The sequence below is a fragment of the Paenibacillus odorifer genome, assembly GCF_000758725.1.
GTDB lineage: Bacteria > Bacillota > Bacilli > Paenibacillales > Paenibacillaceae > Paenibacillus_AQ > Paenibacillus_AQ odorifer.
In genome coordinates, this window is record NZ_CP009428.1 from 5107070 (window position 1) to 5121148 (window position 14079).

23 protein-coding genes and 1 tRNA gene are annotated in these 14079 nt (G+C 39.1%); 3 read left to right on the forward strand and 21 right to left on the reverse strand.

Annotated elements, in window-relative coordinates; all coding sequences use genetic code 11:
- Positions 1–12: 12 nt before the first annotated feature.
- The 16 genes from PODO_RS31285 to PODO_RS22390 form a co-directional block, all read right to left on the reverse strand.
- Complete coding sequence (locus PODO_RS31285) at positions 13–180, reverse strand: hypothetical protein (RefSeq protein ID WP_155288172.1); 168 nt, start codon at positions 178–180, stop codon at positions 13–15.
- A gap of 41 nt (positions 181–221) precedes the next feature.
- A complete protein-coding gene (locus PODO_RS22330; RefSeq protein WP_038572797.1) occupies positions 222–674 on the reverse strand; it encodes a GIY-YIG nuclease family protein in 453 nt (150 codons plus the stop codon).
- A gap of 30 nt (positions 675–704) precedes the next feature.
- The gene (locus PODO_RS22335; protein ID WP_038572799.1) at positions 705–1148 is read right to left on the reverse strand and encodes an AAA family ATPase; all 444 of its coding nucleotides are present in this window, start codon (positions 1146–1148) and stop codon (positions 705–707) included.
- A gap of 1 nt (position 1149) precedes the next feature.
- Positions 1150–1887, reverse strand: a complete 738-nt coding sequence (locus PODO_RS22340; protein WP_038572800.1) for a tRNA(His) guanylyltransferase Thg1 family protein — start codon at positions 1885–1887, stop codon at positions 1150–1152.
- 44 nt (positions 1888–1931) lie between these two features.
- Positions 1932–2708, reverse strand: a complete 777-nt coding sequence (locus tag PODO_RS22345) for an RNA ligase family protein (protein ID WP_038572802.1) — start codon at positions 2706–2708, stop codon at positions 1932–1934.
- A 639-nt stretch (positions 2709–3347) separates the two neighbouring features.
- The gene (locus PODO_RS22350; RefSeq protein WP_038572804.1) at positions 3348–3710 is read right to left on the reverse strand and encodes a cyclic-phosphate processing receiver domain-containing protein; all 363 of its coding nucleotides are present in this window, start codon (positions 3708–3710) and stop codon (positions 3348–3350) included.
- Between the two features lie 70 nt (positions 3711–3780).
- Positions 3781–4173 (reverse strand): hypothetical protein, encoded by a 393-nt coding sequence (locus PODO_RS22355; protein ID WP_038572806.1) that lies wholly within the window; start codon positions 4171–4173, stop codon positions 3781–3783.
- Positions 4163–4426 (reverse strand): hypothetical protein, encoded by a 264-nt coding sequence (locus tag PODO_RS22360; protein ID WP_038572807.1) that lies wholly within the window; start codon positions 4424–4426, stop codon positions 4163–4165. The genes PODO_RS22355 and PODO_RS22360 overlap by 11 nt, the downstream gene beginning before the upstream one ends.
- A gap of 375 nt (positions 4427–4801) precedes the next feature.
- Positions 4802–5671: a DUF2971 domain-containing protein gene (locus PODO_RS22365; protein ID WP_038572809.1), complete on the reverse strand. Its 870-nt coding sequence runs from the start codon at positions 5669–5671 to the stop codon at positions 4802–4804.
- A gap of 65 nt (positions 5672–5736) precedes the next feature.
- The gene (locus PODO_RS22370) at positions 5737–5970 is read right to left on the reverse strand and encodes a hypothetical protein (protein WP_038572810.1); all 234 of its coding nucleotides are present in this window, start codon (positions 5968–5970) and stop codon (positions 5737–5739) included.
- A 93-nt stretch (positions 5971–6063) separates the two neighbouring features.
- Positions 6064–6207 (reverse strand): hypothetical protein, encoded by a 144-nt coding sequence (locus PODO_RS31290; RefSeq protein ID WP_169744798.1) that lies wholly within the window; start codon positions 6205–6207, stop codon positions 6064–6066.
- Positions 6208–6455: 248 nt separating this feature from the next.
- Positions 6456–6731, reverse strand: coding sequence for a site-specific integrase (locus PODO_RS32020; RefSeq protein ID WP_244886379.1), 276 nt, complete (start codon positions 6729–6731; stop codon positions 6456–6458).
- Between the two features lie 211 nt (positions 6732–6942).
- The gene (locus PODO_RS32025) at positions 6943–7422 is read right to left on the reverse strand and encodes a site-specific integrase (RefSeq protein WP_244886380.1); all 480 of its coding nucleotides are present in this window, start codon (positions 7420–7422) and stop codon (positions 6943–6945) included.
- Between the two features lie 177 nt (positions 7423–7599).
- A tRNA-Leu gene (locus PODO_RS22380) sits at positions 7600–7685 on the reverse strand.
- Between the two features lie 159 nt (positions 7686–7844).
- Positions 7845–8321, reverse strand: coding sequence for a WGxxGxxG-CTERM domain-containing protein (locus tag PODO_RS32030; RefSeq protein WP_052097266.1), 477 nt, complete (start codon positions 8319–8321; stop codon positions 7845–7847).
- A gap of 75 nt (positions 8322–8396) precedes the next feature.
- Positions 8397–9083 (reverse strand): M15 family metallopeptidase, encoded by a 687-nt coding sequence (locus PODO_RS22390; protein ID WP_038572812.1) that lies wholly within the window; start codon positions 9081–9083, stop codon positions 8397–8399.
- Positions 9084–9199: 116 nt separating this feature from the next.
- Between PODO_RS22390 and PODO_RS31560 the strand changes: the two genes are divergently transcribed.
- Entirely contained in the window at positions 9200–9364 is a 165-nt protein-coding gene (locus tag PODO_RS31560; RefSeq protein ID WP_169744799.1) for a hypothetical protein, read from the forward strand.
- Here the strand turns inward: PODO_RS31560 and PODO_RS22395 are convergent.
- On the reverse strand, positions 9361–9696 hold the full coding sequence (locus PODO_RS22395; protein WP_038572814.1) for a YolD-like family protein: 336 nt from the start codon (positions 9694–9696) through the stop codon (positions 9361–9363). The genes PODO_RS31560 and PODO_RS22395 overlap by 4 nt on opposite strands.
- A 207-nt stretch (positions 9697–9903) precedes the next feature.
- A complete protein-coding gene (locus PODO_RS22400) occupies positions 9904–10464 on the reverse strand; it encodes a hypothetical protein (protein WP_038572817.1) in 561 nt (186 codons plus the stop codon).
- Between the two features lie 117 nt (positions 10465–10581).
- Between PODO_RS22400 and PODO_RS22405 the strand changes: the two genes are divergently transcribed.
- Entirely contained in the window at positions 10582–11070 is a 489-nt protein-coding gene (locus PODO_RS22405) for a PH domain-containing protein (RefSeq protein WP_036683346.1), read from the forward strand.
- Positions 11071–11143: 73 nt separating this feature from the next.
- On the opposite strand, the gene PODO_RS22410 is transcribed toward PODO_RS22405, so the two are convergent.
- Together PODO_RS22410 and PODO_RS22415 are read right to left on the reverse strand one after the other, a co-directional pair.
- Complete coding sequence (locus tag PODO_RS22410) at positions 11144–12619, reverse strand: glycosyl hydrolase (protein ID WP_038572819.1); 1476 nt, start codon at positions 12617–12619, stop codon at positions 11144–11146.
- Positions 12620–12793: 174 nt separating this feature from the next.
- The gene (locus PODO_RS22415) at positions 12794–13210 is read right to left on the reverse strand and encodes a cytidine deaminase (RefSeq protein ID WP_038572821.1); all 417 of its coding nucleotides are present in this window, start codon (positions 13208–13210) and stop codon (positions 12794–12796) included.
- A 106-nt stretch (positions 13211–13316) separates the two neighbouring features.
- Here PODO_RS22415 and PODO_RS22420 point away from each other — a divergent pair, with 106 nt between their 5' ends.
- Entirely contained in the window at positions 13317–13748 is a 432-nt protein-coding gene (locus PODO_RS22420) for a NucA/NucB deoxyribonuclease domain-containing protein (RefSeq protein ID WP_036683407.1), read from the forward strand.
- An 81-nt stretch (positions 13749–13829) separates the two neighbouring features.
- On the opposite strand, the gene PODO_RS31295 is transcribed toward PODO_RS22420, so the two are convergent.
- Positions 13830–13979, reverse strand: coding sequence for a hypothetical protein (locus PODO_RS31295; RefSeq protein ID WP_155288175.1), 150 nt, complete (start codon positions 13977–13979; stop codon positions 13830–13832).
- Between the last annotated feature and the right edge of the window lie 100 nt (positions 13980–14079).

The window sequence follows — 14079 nt, forward strand, 5'->3', positions numbered from 1 at the left end:
GCATCTAATTTTCTAATCCCACTCAATGGTAAGGCATCTAACAAAAAATGCTCTCTGGCTCCATAATTCTCTAAAAATGGTATTTGTCTTTTCAATAGCTGCTGTGATATCTTCCGCTTCCAACCTTGCCAATTTGGTGTTATTTGAAGTACCAGTATGATAAATTTCGATGTATTCCATTCTCAATTCTCCTTATGAAAGGCTAATTTCATCATCGATTTTCATTTGTGTGTCATGTTAAACCTTGGCTTCAGCTTAATAATAAGTTCCTTTTCCAATGCAGAAACTTCAGTGGGACTCAAATTCTTATAACTTTCAAATGCTACTAGATAGTTGTTCTTCAAATATTGAACTGAATCATTTCCTGCCAATAATGAATATTTTCGCGCTACACTTTTTCTAAAGGCAGATTTATCAATCCCTGTTTTATTATTATGAAGAACTGGATTGTTTACTTGGAATGAATCTTTACTGGTAAACTTTGATGTCCTACATTCTAAATATTTTGGATTCAAATGCTGTGACCAAATTCTTTTTCTTAATCCACCTTTGCCCGTTGCCTTTCCTATGTAAATTAGTTCTTCGTTTGATTTGGTGTACCATGTATAAATACCAATATCTAGAGGAATATCATTTCGAACAATAAGATTTGCATCGTGCTTCTTATCCCACATAACATCTCTCCTCAAGATTCAGTAAAAGACTCATTTGATAATGATTTCTTCGACTTCAAATCCCTCATTGGATGATCGTATTGTGTATAATTTATCAAATCCTTCACTAAACGAGGGCACCTGTAACTTCTTCAACGTACTTTTGATTCCTACTTCGGCAATCTTTTCTTTTCCTTGCCTCTCTTCATTGCGCATATACGATAAATCATAATTTGGTTCAAAATAATAACCCACTACCAAATATTTGTGTTTTTTAGCCAATTCAATATACTTTTTTCGTTCCTCAATTGTTGGATTAGTATTATCCACAACGAATGGTAAGTTAGTTCCAAGCGATGCTTCAACAAAAACATTCTCTCGGTATCTACTCTTTAACATGTCGAGATTAATTCTCATATGGGTTTTAAAAAACTTTTCTTTATAAAAAGTGGATTTTCCAGTAGCTTGAATACCAATGAAAATTACACACTCCATATTACTCATCCTTTGATAAATATACGTATTGATTTATATACTCTCTGTTCTGACTAAATATTGGTGTATCGAAATCCACGTCCCATTTACTTCGAGTGGCTTCACCTTTTTTATAATATTGTTTTGTAATGCACGCTCCGCGTTTCTGCCACACAGGGATATCATTCCAATTAATTTTCTTTTCAACAAATAGCTTATCTTGAAGTTGTTTTCCGCTTAATCCTTGTAGTTCACTATGTGGAAAGTTTGCCTGAGCAACCATAGAAATACTATTCTTGGTTGCGTCCTGCTGCCTCCAAAGAAAATAATTTGCTACCTCATCATGAGGTAATACCCATGCTCTGCTATCAAATGTGGCTAGAGGCATGTCTGGAAAGTTTTTTTGTATAACCTCATTGAACTTTGCAGTAGCCATTGAAGCAGAAACTGAAACGATTTTTTGTAGATTATTTTCAAACCAAGACTGTGTTGTTAACTTATCATAATTAGTAAGCAGAATAGATATCTCATCGCTCTGATGGTATATCAGTTTACAGCCCATTATATTTTGCGCTAAGTACTTACACGTATCCCAAAAAGCCTCGATTAATTCCTCATCAAACGGCTTATTCATCCCACGTGTAAAGGTGTGAAAATGTGAACCATCTATACGAATAATTAATGGTAGCCTTTGGGGAATTGTTTGTCTAAAAATGTTTTCATAACCTTTCATTCGATTACCAAAGTCGTCTTTCTTCATATTTTCTCCTTTAAATTTCTTTATAAAATAATTGTTTTATCAAATCATTTATTAAACGTTCTTTCATAGTCTTCAAAACGAATCTTCCTGATCTGCTTACGATCCGCTGTTCTTACAATGATTCCTTCTGATTTACCAGCCAATTCAATCCCTACCTGAGTTTCTTCGAAGTTTTTTAAATATAAATACGTACTCTCTAAAGTAGTCGGGAAATCAGTGCCTTTTGTTGTTTCCAGAAGAGGTGCGACTTGCAAATCTAAGGTCTCAACTAATCTCTTTTTCTCAACTTCATCGTAAAAAGGTTGATTCCCGTGATCGCGCCATTCTGCAATCTTCTCCTGTGGTAATTCAAAAAGCTTATCTAATTCATCCTTATCTAAGGAGAACACATCAAACACACGATAGTTTTGAGTTTTTCTGTCTGAGTAGTTCTTAGATGCCTTAGTTTTTCCTCCATAAGATTCTTGATAAATTACAGTCAGTGCCCAGTCTCCTCTTGGAAAAATATCTGCAACATTTTTTTCTGCTAATGGCTTCAGAAATTCCGCAATATTCCCATACGGATTACCGACTCTATCTCCTTTTGCATATAACAACTCTTCTCTAGAGCCAATCAAATAATCAATTTCGTTATACTGATTCTTGAAAAGTATGATTCTTGAATTCTCTCCATCTACTTTTTCATAAACATATACATCGCTTGAGTCATCAAAACCTTTTGACTCAGATAATACATCATTTAAACGACCACGCTCACCTAACTGATGATATGTAAGAATACTTGGATATTTTGTTAAAGAGTTAATTTTCTTTAATTCCATGTTCGAATTTCCCTTTCTATATAAAAGTATTATTTTATAATATTATCTATTTTTTTGTGCAACCTTATCTCATATTCATCATTATCTTTTCTCTTACCCACAACTGATTAAATATAGTCTTTATACTCTTCGGTAGCATAAGATTTAAAAATTGCCCAATGCTCATTTTCTGGATAATGAGAATATCCTATTTCAAAATACCATCAAACATCGGTATCCTTAATGCTTTTAACAAATTGAATGATATCCCATGCACATGGACAGTTATCAATAAACTGCTCTTTGGTTTTTAGTACTTCTCTTCTCATCAAGAATTCCTCTTTACTTATGAATTCGTTGTTATACAACCATTTAGATTCAAATTTCAATGCAAATACTTACATGTATAGCTAATATCTCGACTAACATATTTAAATTCCTGTAATGCAGGCTTAAGATATTCTATATACAAGGAATGCTGCACATGAAATGTAGTTTTCATGTTGCTCTTAGATTCAATTAGCATCAAACCTAACTCGCTAAATCGTAAAGAAAATCAAATTAAGAACAAGCATAACTAGAGAACCAACACCTAAAGAAAAAGAGAATATAAATCGGCTATCCATAGGATCTCTCCTTTATACTCTTACTCTTATGTAATTAGTTACCAGAATACACATTCTTAGTAATTGGATAATAATAAATCTCAATATCTTCGTTGATGAAGCCTCTTCGCTGCGCAGCTAAAAGCGTTTCATACATATTCATACGCCCAACAGGATTATCGGTGTGCATATAGATCTTATCTACTTTCAAACCACGTTCACAGAAATACTTAACTAGGTCATACCCATTAGGAAGTTCTTTCCCTTGCGCATCTTCACCTAAATCATGATCTAAAGTCAAAATATGCACCCTTTGAGTTTCAAGTATACTAATTGCCTCTTTATATGTACGTGCTACAACAAAACCCTCTGGGCAATCTCGTAGATCATCTACATAAAGATTTATTATCTGAGCCATTCGATTCTCCTTTCGCTTAAAACTTGCATTTTATTGCCCTAATCGACACTCTATTTTCAACAAAAAAGCTTCATCTGTTCTTATTCAAGCTAAGTATCATCTCTTTGTATTGCAATTCATAATCAGGAAACTTGTGAATGATTTCAATTTTGAATGAATTCTTCTGAAGTACTAATCGATGGATCTCTCCACCAATACCCACCTTCTCGTCAAGTAAGTCATCTTCGGCTTTCTGTAATTCCATCAATTTAATAAATGCATCGTCAATTCCATGTTCCTCCATAGCGGCATATACGTCAAAATGTCCAAAAGGTTGTGGTTTATATACAGCACCATATTCATATTCTTCCAGATTGAAATTTGTGGCGCTTTTATAGGTGAACCCCCTAAAAGCCTGAGACTCTTCCGAATAGCCAAATTGATAGATGGTTGAATTTCCAAATTCCGAGTATTCAGCATTCAATTCTTGTAAACACATTTGAGTTATATCGTTTCAAATAGTCAATGTCTTTTGCTACCACATTTTTTTGAATTCTTGTGTACCACTTCAATATTAAATCTAGGTTACCTGTTCCACACATTACTCCTCGCAGATGTGGCAGAGGAAAAATTTTAGAGGCATATTTATAAGGCTTTCTATCATACATGGAGAGAGATAGCGTATCCATAGCGATATACACAAAATCTTCAGTAAAAAATGCATCCATTGCCGTCATTCGCAAATCCCCCACTATTCGTTTATATATGCCTAAATCACATGCACTCCAATAAGCTGATATAAGGAGTAATCGTTTAGTTCAACTTCGTGTATAAGAACGCTTGTTACTCATTCACATATTTCGTCAATATTAAATTCGTTTTCGCTTACAAGGGTAATATCCTTCTCTACGGTCTCACCCTGTCCTATATGTATTTCATAGATACTTTATAAATATCATCGTCGCGATACTTGTTCTTTAAGTCAATGGGTAGATCCAATGAGTAATCTTTTCAGTATCATCAAGAGAATGATAGTAGACAACATAATCCATTAAAATTATTGAAATCTCATAAAATGCCATTTGATTAAAATTATTCAAATCAATTCATTATCATCTATAAGTAGAGGAGGAAGAATGAACAATCAACCTATACTCATTATAGCCACATTTAATCAAGAATTTTTTCAAGTCACCATCATTAAGTTTTGAGTTTGATCCGATATATATAGATTTAATAATTTCTTCCTTGAGTTTTGAAAAATTTACTGTAAAGTAAGAAATTATCTTTTCTCTATCGTTTCTAAACTGCAAATCACTAATCGTGACTTTTTTGTTCCAGTCGTCTCCATTTCTATATGGGTCATATGAATATATCAGCCGAACTTCTCTTTCTTCTCTAAATGCCGGATTTTTGCAACCTATTGACTCACTCAAAATATTCTCCAGTAAAATCATGGCAGCTTCAGCCATATGTTTCATCCGTTTAAATTGTATTGTATCGGGATCATCTAAACCATTTTTTTTGAGTATATCGATTAATAATGATTTTTGCTCGTCTACAGAATAACTAACTTCCTTAAGCTTCAGATTAGAATTCTCAATTAACTTGTTTAGATCAAATCCTATTGAAACTCCTCTAGAATCATCTGCATATGAGCGCCATTGACTTAATACGTCTCCCTCTTTCGAAAAACAAGCAATATAAGGATGTTCATCCTCCATACCCTTGTAAAAATTTTCAAATATTTGATCACACACTTCAATATAAAAATATCTGTATTTTTCTCTAATCTCGTCGTTATCAATTTGATTAATATACTCATTCATTACTTCCGGCAGGATATTTAAAAGCCACTTATATTCTTGTGTGTCATTCATTTTGTATGGGTTAGACAATCGAATTGTTGAAGTTTCCATTATCTTCACAAATGTATCAACAGAACAATAATGATAATATAATTCATTTTTTACTGGCGTCATTAATCGATACCCCTCTATGTTTGTACTGTATTTCACAATAATAGGAAACAGTCATTTGATTTGCATTAATAAGTATCAAACCATGCATTAGCTGCATCCTCAGCATCTACAAATCTATAAAATATCTTTTCTTCACTTCTTGAGTCATATATAACACCATCTTTATTTGTCACTTCAAACCAATGGAAATCTTCCGATTCGGAGGGCAGGTGAATTTGTACTAGTATTCCCCTGTTCGTTTCTGCTACATGAATTGCCACTTCTCCATTTAGCCAAGCTGCTTCTTTAAATATCAACATTAATATCGTCTCCTCATATAATAGTTATTTGATAAAGTATCGTAGACTTAGAAACAAAGTTACATTCCCAAACTTGTACGTACCAATAATATATTAATGCTCCTTAAGAAGGGCATAAGCTTTTTCAAATAAAATAGCTTCTTCCTGTTCTTCAGCAAAAGGAATCATAACTTTCTTCAAAACTCCAAATTCACCAAATAATATGTCTTCAGAACATCCGTTCTTATAAATATCCAAAAGATACTCTAGGATTATTTTACCATAATAAATAGTGCGATAGTATGAATTTCCCAAGTTTAGAGATAGATCGAAAAACACAAAAAAGCTAATCCACAATATCTGGATTAACTTTTTTAGAAGTATGATTTTGATATTTTTTCACTATTTCTTCTGCTAATAAATTAGGAATGAACTTCGCCTGTCATTATGCCCCCTAGATAACTCAGTTAACTGGAAGGATAGCAATCAGATGATTCATTTACTTCTCATTGCTTAAACAATAACCATCTCTTCAATTCACAATTTTTTAATCTTTTAGTTTCAGGCAACAACTTATGAATAGGACTAGCTAAACCATGCTCTTTTTTCAAATCATTGTTGGTCAGTGCTACGTAACGTTTGGTCATAGAGAGGTCTGAATGACCAAGTGTCTTCTGTAATATAAGTGCATTAGCGCCATTCCTAATATACTCCAGAGCGAAGGTGTGCCTTAGATCATATGGACGTATATACACCCCCAGCTCCTTGCTGTAGCGCTCCATTCTGTCCCCCCACGTGTGACGATTCAGCGCTTTGCCCTCAAGTGTGCAGAAGATTGGAGCGTCCACACTCCAAGATCAGCTCTAACATGGATCAGTTGCTGGATAGCCTTGATGGTTGGCATGGAGATTGGCAATGTTCTGGTGACTCTTGTTTTTGCTTTCTCAGATGTAATGTAGATTTCTTGAGAATGAGCGTTAAAGTCTGGAATGATCAGCGATAAGCTTCTTTAGGTCTGATACCTGTGTCTAAGGTTAAAAGAATCAACGCATAGTCTCGTAATCCCACAAAAGTATCCCTGTTAGGAAGGGACAACAACTTTATTAGCACCTCCTGATCTAAATTCACAACACGCCCTTCGTCCTTACGCTTCTTGAGCGATTTCACAGGATTAGAGTCGATCAGTTCTTGTTCAACACACCAATTCAGAAAAGTCCGCAGATAGACTAGACGATTGTTGTAAGTACATGGCTTAATACCTTCTTGTCCAAGATATTCAAACAGATTATTTTTTAGATTTTCTACTGTCTCGAATGAGTCGCTGTACCTTTTGAGGAAAAGCTTCACATGTTGCTCATAATCCTTTTGCGTCTGTTCACTTACTCCCTCTGCCTTCTTCCAAAATAGAAACTGCTTTAACTCCTCTTTCCAATCCACTACCTTATTCTTTTTAATTTTTGTAACTCTAACCATAATAAAAACTCCTCTCCAGAACTTGTGATTAGACAAGCACTGAAAAGGAGTATTATCGTCAGGGTTCTGTGTGTTGGAAAGTGATTCCTAGACACACAGAACCTTTAGCTTTTGACGGAAGCATTACTTGATGGCAATAAACAAAAAAACCTTGATTTCTCAAGGTTTTCACTGTGATGCCGAGGACGGGGGTCGAACCCGTACGGTACTCACGTACCGCAGGATTTTAAGTCCTGTGCGTCTGCCTGTTCCGCCACCCCGGCATATTAAGTGTTGAAGCTTCATACGTTGTTCACATATAACGCGACAAGAAATATAATATCATGAATATCGATAACGCGCAATCCTTTTTCGAAAAAAATTTATTTACAATAAAAATAACCCGTTCAGCCTAAACCGACACGGGTTATTATAGACGGGGATTATCTACGCTCGTCACTTCTGCTTCTCATTCCGGCAAGACCCAAAAGTCCAAGCAGACCGAGCCAGCCCCAGTTAGATCCTTTGTTAGTCGCAGCATTCGTTGTTGTACTAGTTGCACGGTATTTGCCGGTCTGTGTAGTGTTGGTTGCCGGGTTAACAGTGCTGTTGGTTCTGTAGTTATTGCGGGTGTCATTGTAGTTATTGGTGTTGTAGTTGTTAGGTCTGTAATTATCATCGATGCGGATCTTATCTTTCATAATGCTCTCATGCTGATTCATTGTTCCCGTGGTGCCATTCATTAGATTACCTTCCGTATTCATCATCCGAGTGTGTTCCGCAGTGCCATCCATTCCGGTATTCGCGGCTGGGATACCGCCCAATGCTGCTGATCCAACGGCATTTGATGCATAGCTAGCTCCCATTAGACTCATTGACAGTACAGTACCGCATGCAAGGCTTGTTATCAGCTTGTTCACAGTGTTATGCCTCCCTTTAAGGTTAGTTATCACTGATAATTTCCCCTTGGACGGCACTGTCTATGCATGATGATTTTACTCTTTTACTACATTAACTGTCTTGGTCACAGCATCATAAGTAACCTTTGCTCCAAGTGCCTCAGCCAGCGCACGTATGGGCACATAGGTTATTCCGGTATCGAGAACGCCATCGGTAAGCTTACGGCCGTTTAGGTTAATGGTCACTGTAACGTCTTTGTTCACCTGATCATCCCCTCCGGTAATCTTTTTTAAAGCCTCTTTGGCTTGGTCCGTCGTTGGACGTTTACCTGCCCGAAGTTGATCTATAGTTAAACCGAAAGTCATTTGCAGATGTGAATAATCTTTAAAAGAGGTCCAGTCCCCGCCCCATTCTAATCCAAGCCGCTTAGCCTCCTGTACAACCTCTTGCCAATCCGCAGTCTTATCTTTATCACCATCACGATTGATATCCCAAGAAAGGCTAGTGCCATTCGGCAGCAAAAGCGCAAAATCAAACGCAAGACCATAATTATGATAGCTGGTACCGCCTTTAGCGTTGGTAACTATCGGCCCCGGTTTGCTTCTACCCTGCGCATACAAAGCATTTTGCTCAGCGATGGTCCGTAGACCCTGAGTAATAACGATAGGGACTCCTCTCGCATGGCTTTGCTGAATCAAAACATTCGCACCTGCCGCCAAGACAGGATGAAGCCCGACCAGACGCGCCGCGGATTTTCCCCTCAATTGCTCCAAAGTCAGCATAGAATCACCCCTTTGGTATATTCAATGATGCCGCTGTCCTATTTGCCTGTACCCCTGTCCCCTTAGGATGATTTCCACAAAAAAGGACAACATATTTAACGAAAGGTGGGAGACATATGGATATTCATAGCGATAGCTATAAAGTTGCAGCCCTTAGTGAACAGGAAGAAGCACTGGAAATTATTCGGAATGCTGAAGCTTCCATTGCACATCTGACCGGTAACCCTACCGTTACCTTAATCGCTTATGAGAAAAGCGAAGGCAACGGTTCTCAGCATTAAACGATGTAGACCTCGACAATATCATCCACATCGATCCACTTCCATTCCTCCGCCCACTGCAGCTTAAACTCACGCGAGTGGGTGTGAATGGAAGTCACAAAGCCACTTAACATCGTATTTTCAAAAGGATCAAACAGAACAACTATCACTCGTACATGACTCCGCAACGACAAAGCCAGTGTACATTCGATCTCCTCCAGCTTTTGCTCATCCAGAATAGGCTTGATGCGGCGCAGCGTCTCCCGTTCATCTCTTATAATTCTTGTCTTATGCTCCGGCAGCATCATGCGGCTGCTTTCCCACAGCCCGTTTTTTTCCAGCTTTTTGCCCATGGTAACCCCTCCCTTATAATATATCTATTCTTCTGAACACGAACGTATGTTTGTATTATATCCGCATCTTCGCATATTAATCAATAATCAGGAAAAAGATACCTTTTTGAAGGAGCGCTTTTTATCCAAAAGATGTATATCAATGTATATCCATGTAAGCGCAGCAAAAAGACGCTGACAGATAAACTGTGCAGCGCCTGATTTGATTTATTCTTGAACAACATCTCCAGATACTGAGGTAGCTTCACCTTCGGAATCTATAAGTCCAGTTGCTTCTCTTGCCTCATTAAGCTTGGAGATACCGAACAACATCGCTATATCAGCTTTTTGATTCAATTCATTAAATTGCTCAGCCGTAACATTTGCGGAATCTGCGCCCTGAGAAGCCTCTTTTTTTAAAGAATAAGCACTTTCAAAGGAAATTTTAGACTCTTCAAGCAACTTACGAATGTCTTCAGGCAGGCTGGAGGAAATTTTTACTTTCTCGGCTTGATTCGATAAATCAATTGCGGTACTCTGAAATTGCTTAATTTTCTTCTCCAACTGCTTGTCCGTGAGTTCTCCTGCTGAATAACCAGCAATGGCTTCGTTGAACTCCGCTAAAGAAGATTTTCCCGACTCTTCAAGTTTAGACATTTCATTGTAGAAGTTTTGCACAGTCTCCTGCACTTCTTCTTCCGTGGCAGGTGCCGATGAAGTTGAATTATTGCTGCAGGCGCTAAGGATGACAGTCATCATCAGCATTCCTATTAGTAAAGCTTTTTTCATTATTTATCCCTCCACTTAACAGGATAATGTCGGTTTGTGTAAAGCGCAAATGAAATATATGTAAAATGACTGTTATGTTATAATTATTTTAATTGTGATCAGAAAAGGAGGGTATTTATGCCTTATTGCACCACCTGCGGAGCGGAATACAAGCAGGGCGCTAAATTTTGTGGAGAATGTGGAACCAGCCTTAACGGTACCGCTCCAGTGACCGCCCATCGACCAGCAGAAGATAATCATGTCAATCAAGAAGTTGTGCTCTGGAAAGGCAAACCTGCCGGCATCTCAGATCGACTTAAAGGAATTATAGCTCTTAACACAACTTCATATACCATTACAAGTCAGCGCATTATGTTAAAGACCGGACTTATCGGTAAAAATGTTGAAGAAATCGAATTGCTGCGCGTACGCGATTTATCCGTGAAACAGTCAATAATGGACCGGATGCTTGGCATCGGGTCATTAACTGTATTTTCTGATGATGCCTCAGCGCCTCAGCTTCTTTTTCGAAAAATCCATGATGCCCAAACCGTCAAAGATGTTCTGCGCAAAGCCGTTCGTGACGAGAAGATCGCCAACAACATTAGCTACCGCGAACAAATTTAAGACGCTCATACGTAAAAAGGCCCCGGAAAACCGGGGCTTTTTGCTTGCGCTTGTACACTTGAAGTACTCTTTTTTAAGGAAGATAAAATGCCCCCGCTGGGATAACCCCCTTGATCTGGCTAGGACTCTCCCACTGCAAAACAACCCGGGCGTCGCCCGCATTCTCATAATACTCCACCTTTATTTCATACGGCTTACCTGCTATCAGACTTATGCTTCCTTTTCGTTCCTGGCCGCTCTGATTTACCCAACTATCAATGACTAGCCCGCCATCAATCCATACCCGTATCCCATCATCAGAGTAGGAATAAATCGTATAAATCTCGCTAAAAGCAGCCGTCAGCTTCCCACTCCACCGCACAGAAAACGCATCTACACGAATGGCAGGATCAGGCGAACCTTGTCTCCATGAAAAGTTAATATTGGCATCCGTACGCAAAAGTGCAGGTGTGCCGCTAAGCGTCATGTTATTGTAGTATTGCCCACAGAGTCCACTCTCCAGCACACTATCCCCGATAGCAGCGAAAGCGGCGGCCTCAGCAGCATACTCCTCTCGTGTGAATACCATTTTGTCGTTCATAAAAGCTTTTATCACAGCATCGGTATTCTTCTCATAGAGGAGTTTCCCCCAGGTCAGCTGATAAGACCATTTGGGCTGCGTTTTGGACAACAGTTCAGCAGACGGAAGCTCTCCATTCTCACCAATCGCAATCAGCTTGCCACGACCCAGATCCCATAAATTATCATAATGGCTAATCTTGAAATCCGCGTCATAAATGTCGAGCGCCAGCACATCTACCTTATCACTGCCCGGATAGTATTCTGCCGGCTCATCACACCACTGATTTTTTGCATTTGGACTCCAAACCCACAATAAATTATGCAGCTTATGATAATTGGTAAAACGATCGAACATAAGGTTCCACAATGCAGCGTAATTGCTCTTTTGCCCCCACCAAAACCATCCACCATTCATTTCATGATACGGCCGCCAAAGTACAGGAATCCCTGCGTCATTAAGCTTTTTCAGCGACTGGGCTATCTTATCCAGATCAGCTAACAGCGCATTATACTGGGTGGTACCTGAGGTTATATATTTATCAAAATCAGCATTGCTTAGGCTCGTATTTACATTCCCCCAAGTTGGCGCTGTCCCCGGTAATGCAGCGTGATAACACATCGTTACGATCCCGCCGGCCCTAGACCAGCGTATCGCACTGTTGACGACCCAATTCCGCTGATTGTCAATTAGAGCCTGGGACTGATTATTGATTGCGCCCAGCTCGTAGCCATGAAGCGCAGCATATTGCCCACTGGTATTTTTAAGCTTCTCCATGAGCTCGTCTGCACTTTCCAAATAATCATGTTGGCCGCTTATCACACCCTTTCCCTGCAAGTAATAGAGGGTATTCAGCAATAGCTGAGCCGAGGACGACAGTCCCGAATCCGCCGGAGCCATTTGTAATCTGCGAAAAGCCATCTGCCACTGCACATCGCCCACGAACCTTGATGCTGAATCAACCATCTGACGAATAATCCGCTGCTCCATCTATTCTCACCATCCTTTTAAATCTTTTTAAGTTATAGTATGGGGACAATAGTGACATGAACTCAGCGAATGGACATGAAGTTGTAAAATAAGTTGGGACGATATAAGGAACTGCTGAATAATTTCACGGCTCAACAAAAAAAGGAGCTCAGCGGCTCCTCATTACTTTTTTTCTTATCTCGTGTACCTTAAAGGCAATAGCTCAGTGATTTCATATTTAGCTAATCGGTCATCCTCCGATACAATTATCTTGCAGTCTATTCCGTAATCCGCAATTAACTCTCGGCACATGCCGCAGGGAGAGACTACTTTAATCTCTTTTTCCTCGCTGTCTGGATCAGAATGCCTTACCGCAACAATCGTATCAAATTCCTTATAACCTTCGGATATCGCTTTGCCAATCACCATCGCTTCTGCACAGACTGTAATCCTCCCCATGCTGGCTTCCACATGTACCGCTGTAAAAATCTCTCCTGTTTTAGTACGAAGCGCTGCACCCACATGATGACGCCCCCATTCATAACGTCTGGTAATTATATCTTCGGCAGCCGTAATAAGCGTCTGATCCTCAATGGTAATTATGTACTCCATATCCAGTTACGTCCTCCTTTATTTTACCTAATTATATTAAATCGCACTGAATTATGATATAAGATATACTATTTTAAGTGCCAAAAAAGGAGGAGCAGAATTGAAAGTGAAAAAATGGATCTCCAGTCTCATCATTGTTGCATTACTTGCTTTGGCTAGTTACTGGTTTGAACAAAACGGAGAGCCTACAGACCCCTCGTCTCCATCCAATTCGAGTGTTGTTCAGCTAACCTTCCCATCAGACCGCTATCCTGAGACCGCCAAGCATATTCAGGATGCCATTGCGAAAGGTGAATCCGCCACATGTACGATTAACCGAGAGCAGGCTGAAGAGAACCGCAAAGAGTCCTTAAAAGGGATCCCTACTAAAAAGGGATATGACCGGGATGAATGGCCAATGGCTATGTGTGAGGAAGGCGGCGTTGGTGCCGACATTGAATACATAACGCCAAGCGATAACCGCGGGGCAGGAAGCTGGGTTGGCAATCAGCTGGAGGATTATGCAGACGGAACCCGGGTGGAATTTATGTTTAAATAACGATCTGTCTGACCATCCCCAGGCAACAGAATAGCCCCACCTGGCATTCGCCAGACGGGGCTACACTTCACATCAGCTAACTTAGAATAAGCAAGCTTTAGTGATGATAACCAGCAAGATGAAAAGTACCAGGATTGCTCCTGTAGAAGTCCAAGGACTACACACCGGACCTACTGATGCTGGACTTACTACCGGACCAACGTTACAACCACAACCATGTTCCATACCCATTTTCAATTCCTCCTAATGATTAATGACTACAGCACAAGATATGTAAAAAGGAGATAAGCCGTTTGGGCGAATTGGCAAACAAATGCCAATCACCTAATGA

Coding starts and splice junctions, on each gene's coding strand:
- PODO_RS32020 (WP_244886379.1), bottom strand. CDS start 6,731: ATGGAGCGCTACAGCAAGGAGCTGGGGGTGTATATACGTCCATATGAT.
- PODO_RS31295 (WP_155288175.1), bottom strand. CDS start 13,979: ATGGGTATGGAACATGGTTGTGGTTGTAACGTTGGTCCGGTAGTAAGT.
- PODO_RS31285 (WP_155288172.1), bottom strand. CDS start 180: ATGGAATACATCGAAATTTATCATACTGGTACTTCAAATAACACCAAA.
- PODO_RS22350 (WP_038572804.1), bottom strand. CDS start 3,710: ATGGCTCAGATAATAAATCTTTATGTAGATGATCTACGAGATTGCCCA.
- PODO_RS22345 (WP_038572802.1), bottom strand. CDS start 2,708: ATGGAATTAAAGAAAATTAACTCTTTAACAAAATATCCAAGTATTCTT.
- PODO_RS22340 (WP_038572800.1), bottom strand. CDS start 1,887: ATGAAGAAAGACGACTTTGGTAATCGAATGAAAGGTTATGAAAACATT.
- PODO_RS22410 (WP_038572819.1), bottom strand. CDS start 12,619: ATGGAGCAGCGGATTATTCGTCAGATGGTTGATTCAGCATCAAGGTTC.
- PODO_RS31560 (WP_169744799.1), top strand. CDS start 9,200: ATGGATATTCATAGCGATAGCTATAAAGTTGCAGCCCTTAGTGAACAG.
- PODO_RS22415 (WP_038572821.1), bottom strand. CDS start 13,210: ATGGAGTACATAATTACCATTGAGGATCAGACGCTTATTACGGCTGCC.
- PODO_RS22335 (WP_038572799.1), bottom strand. CDS start 1,148: ATGGAGTGTGTAATTTTCATTGGTATTCAAGCTACTGGAAAATCCACT.
- PODO_RS22390 (WP_038572812.1), bottom strand. CDS start 9,083: ATGCTGACTTTGGAGCAATTGAGGGGAAAATCCGCGGCGCGTCTGGTC.
- PODO_RS22405 (WP_036683346.1), top strand. CDS start 10,582: ATGCCTTATTGCACCACCTGCGGAGCGGAATACAAGCAGGGCGCTAAA.
- PODO_RS22370 (WP_038572810.1), bottom strand. CDS start 5,970: ATGTTGATATTTAAAGAAGCAGCTTGGCTAAATGGAGAAGTGGCAATT.
- PODO_RS22400 (WP_038572817.1), bottom strand. CDS start 10,464: ATGAAAAAAGCTTTACTAATAGGAATGCTGATGATGACTGTCATCCTT.
- PODO_RS22365 (WP_038572809.1), bottom strand. CDS start 5,671: ATGACGCCAGTAAAAAATGAATTATATTATCATTATTGTTCTGTTGAT.
- PODO_RS22395 (WP_038572814.1), bottom strand. CDS start 9,696: ATGGGCAAAAAGCTGGAAAAAAACGGGCTGTGGGAAAGCAGCCGCATG.
- PODO_RS22330 (WP_038572797.1), bottom strand. CDS start 674: ATGTGGGATAAGAAGCACGATGCAAATCTTATTGTTCGAAATGATATT.
- PODO_RS22360 (WP_038572807.1), bottom strand. CDS start 4,426: ATGACGGCAATGGATGCATTTTTTACTGAAGATTTTGTGTATATCGCT.
- PODO_RS32025 (WP_244886380.1), bottom strand. CDS start 7,422: ATGGTTAGAGTTACAAAAATTAAAAAGAATAAGGTAGTGGATTGGAAA.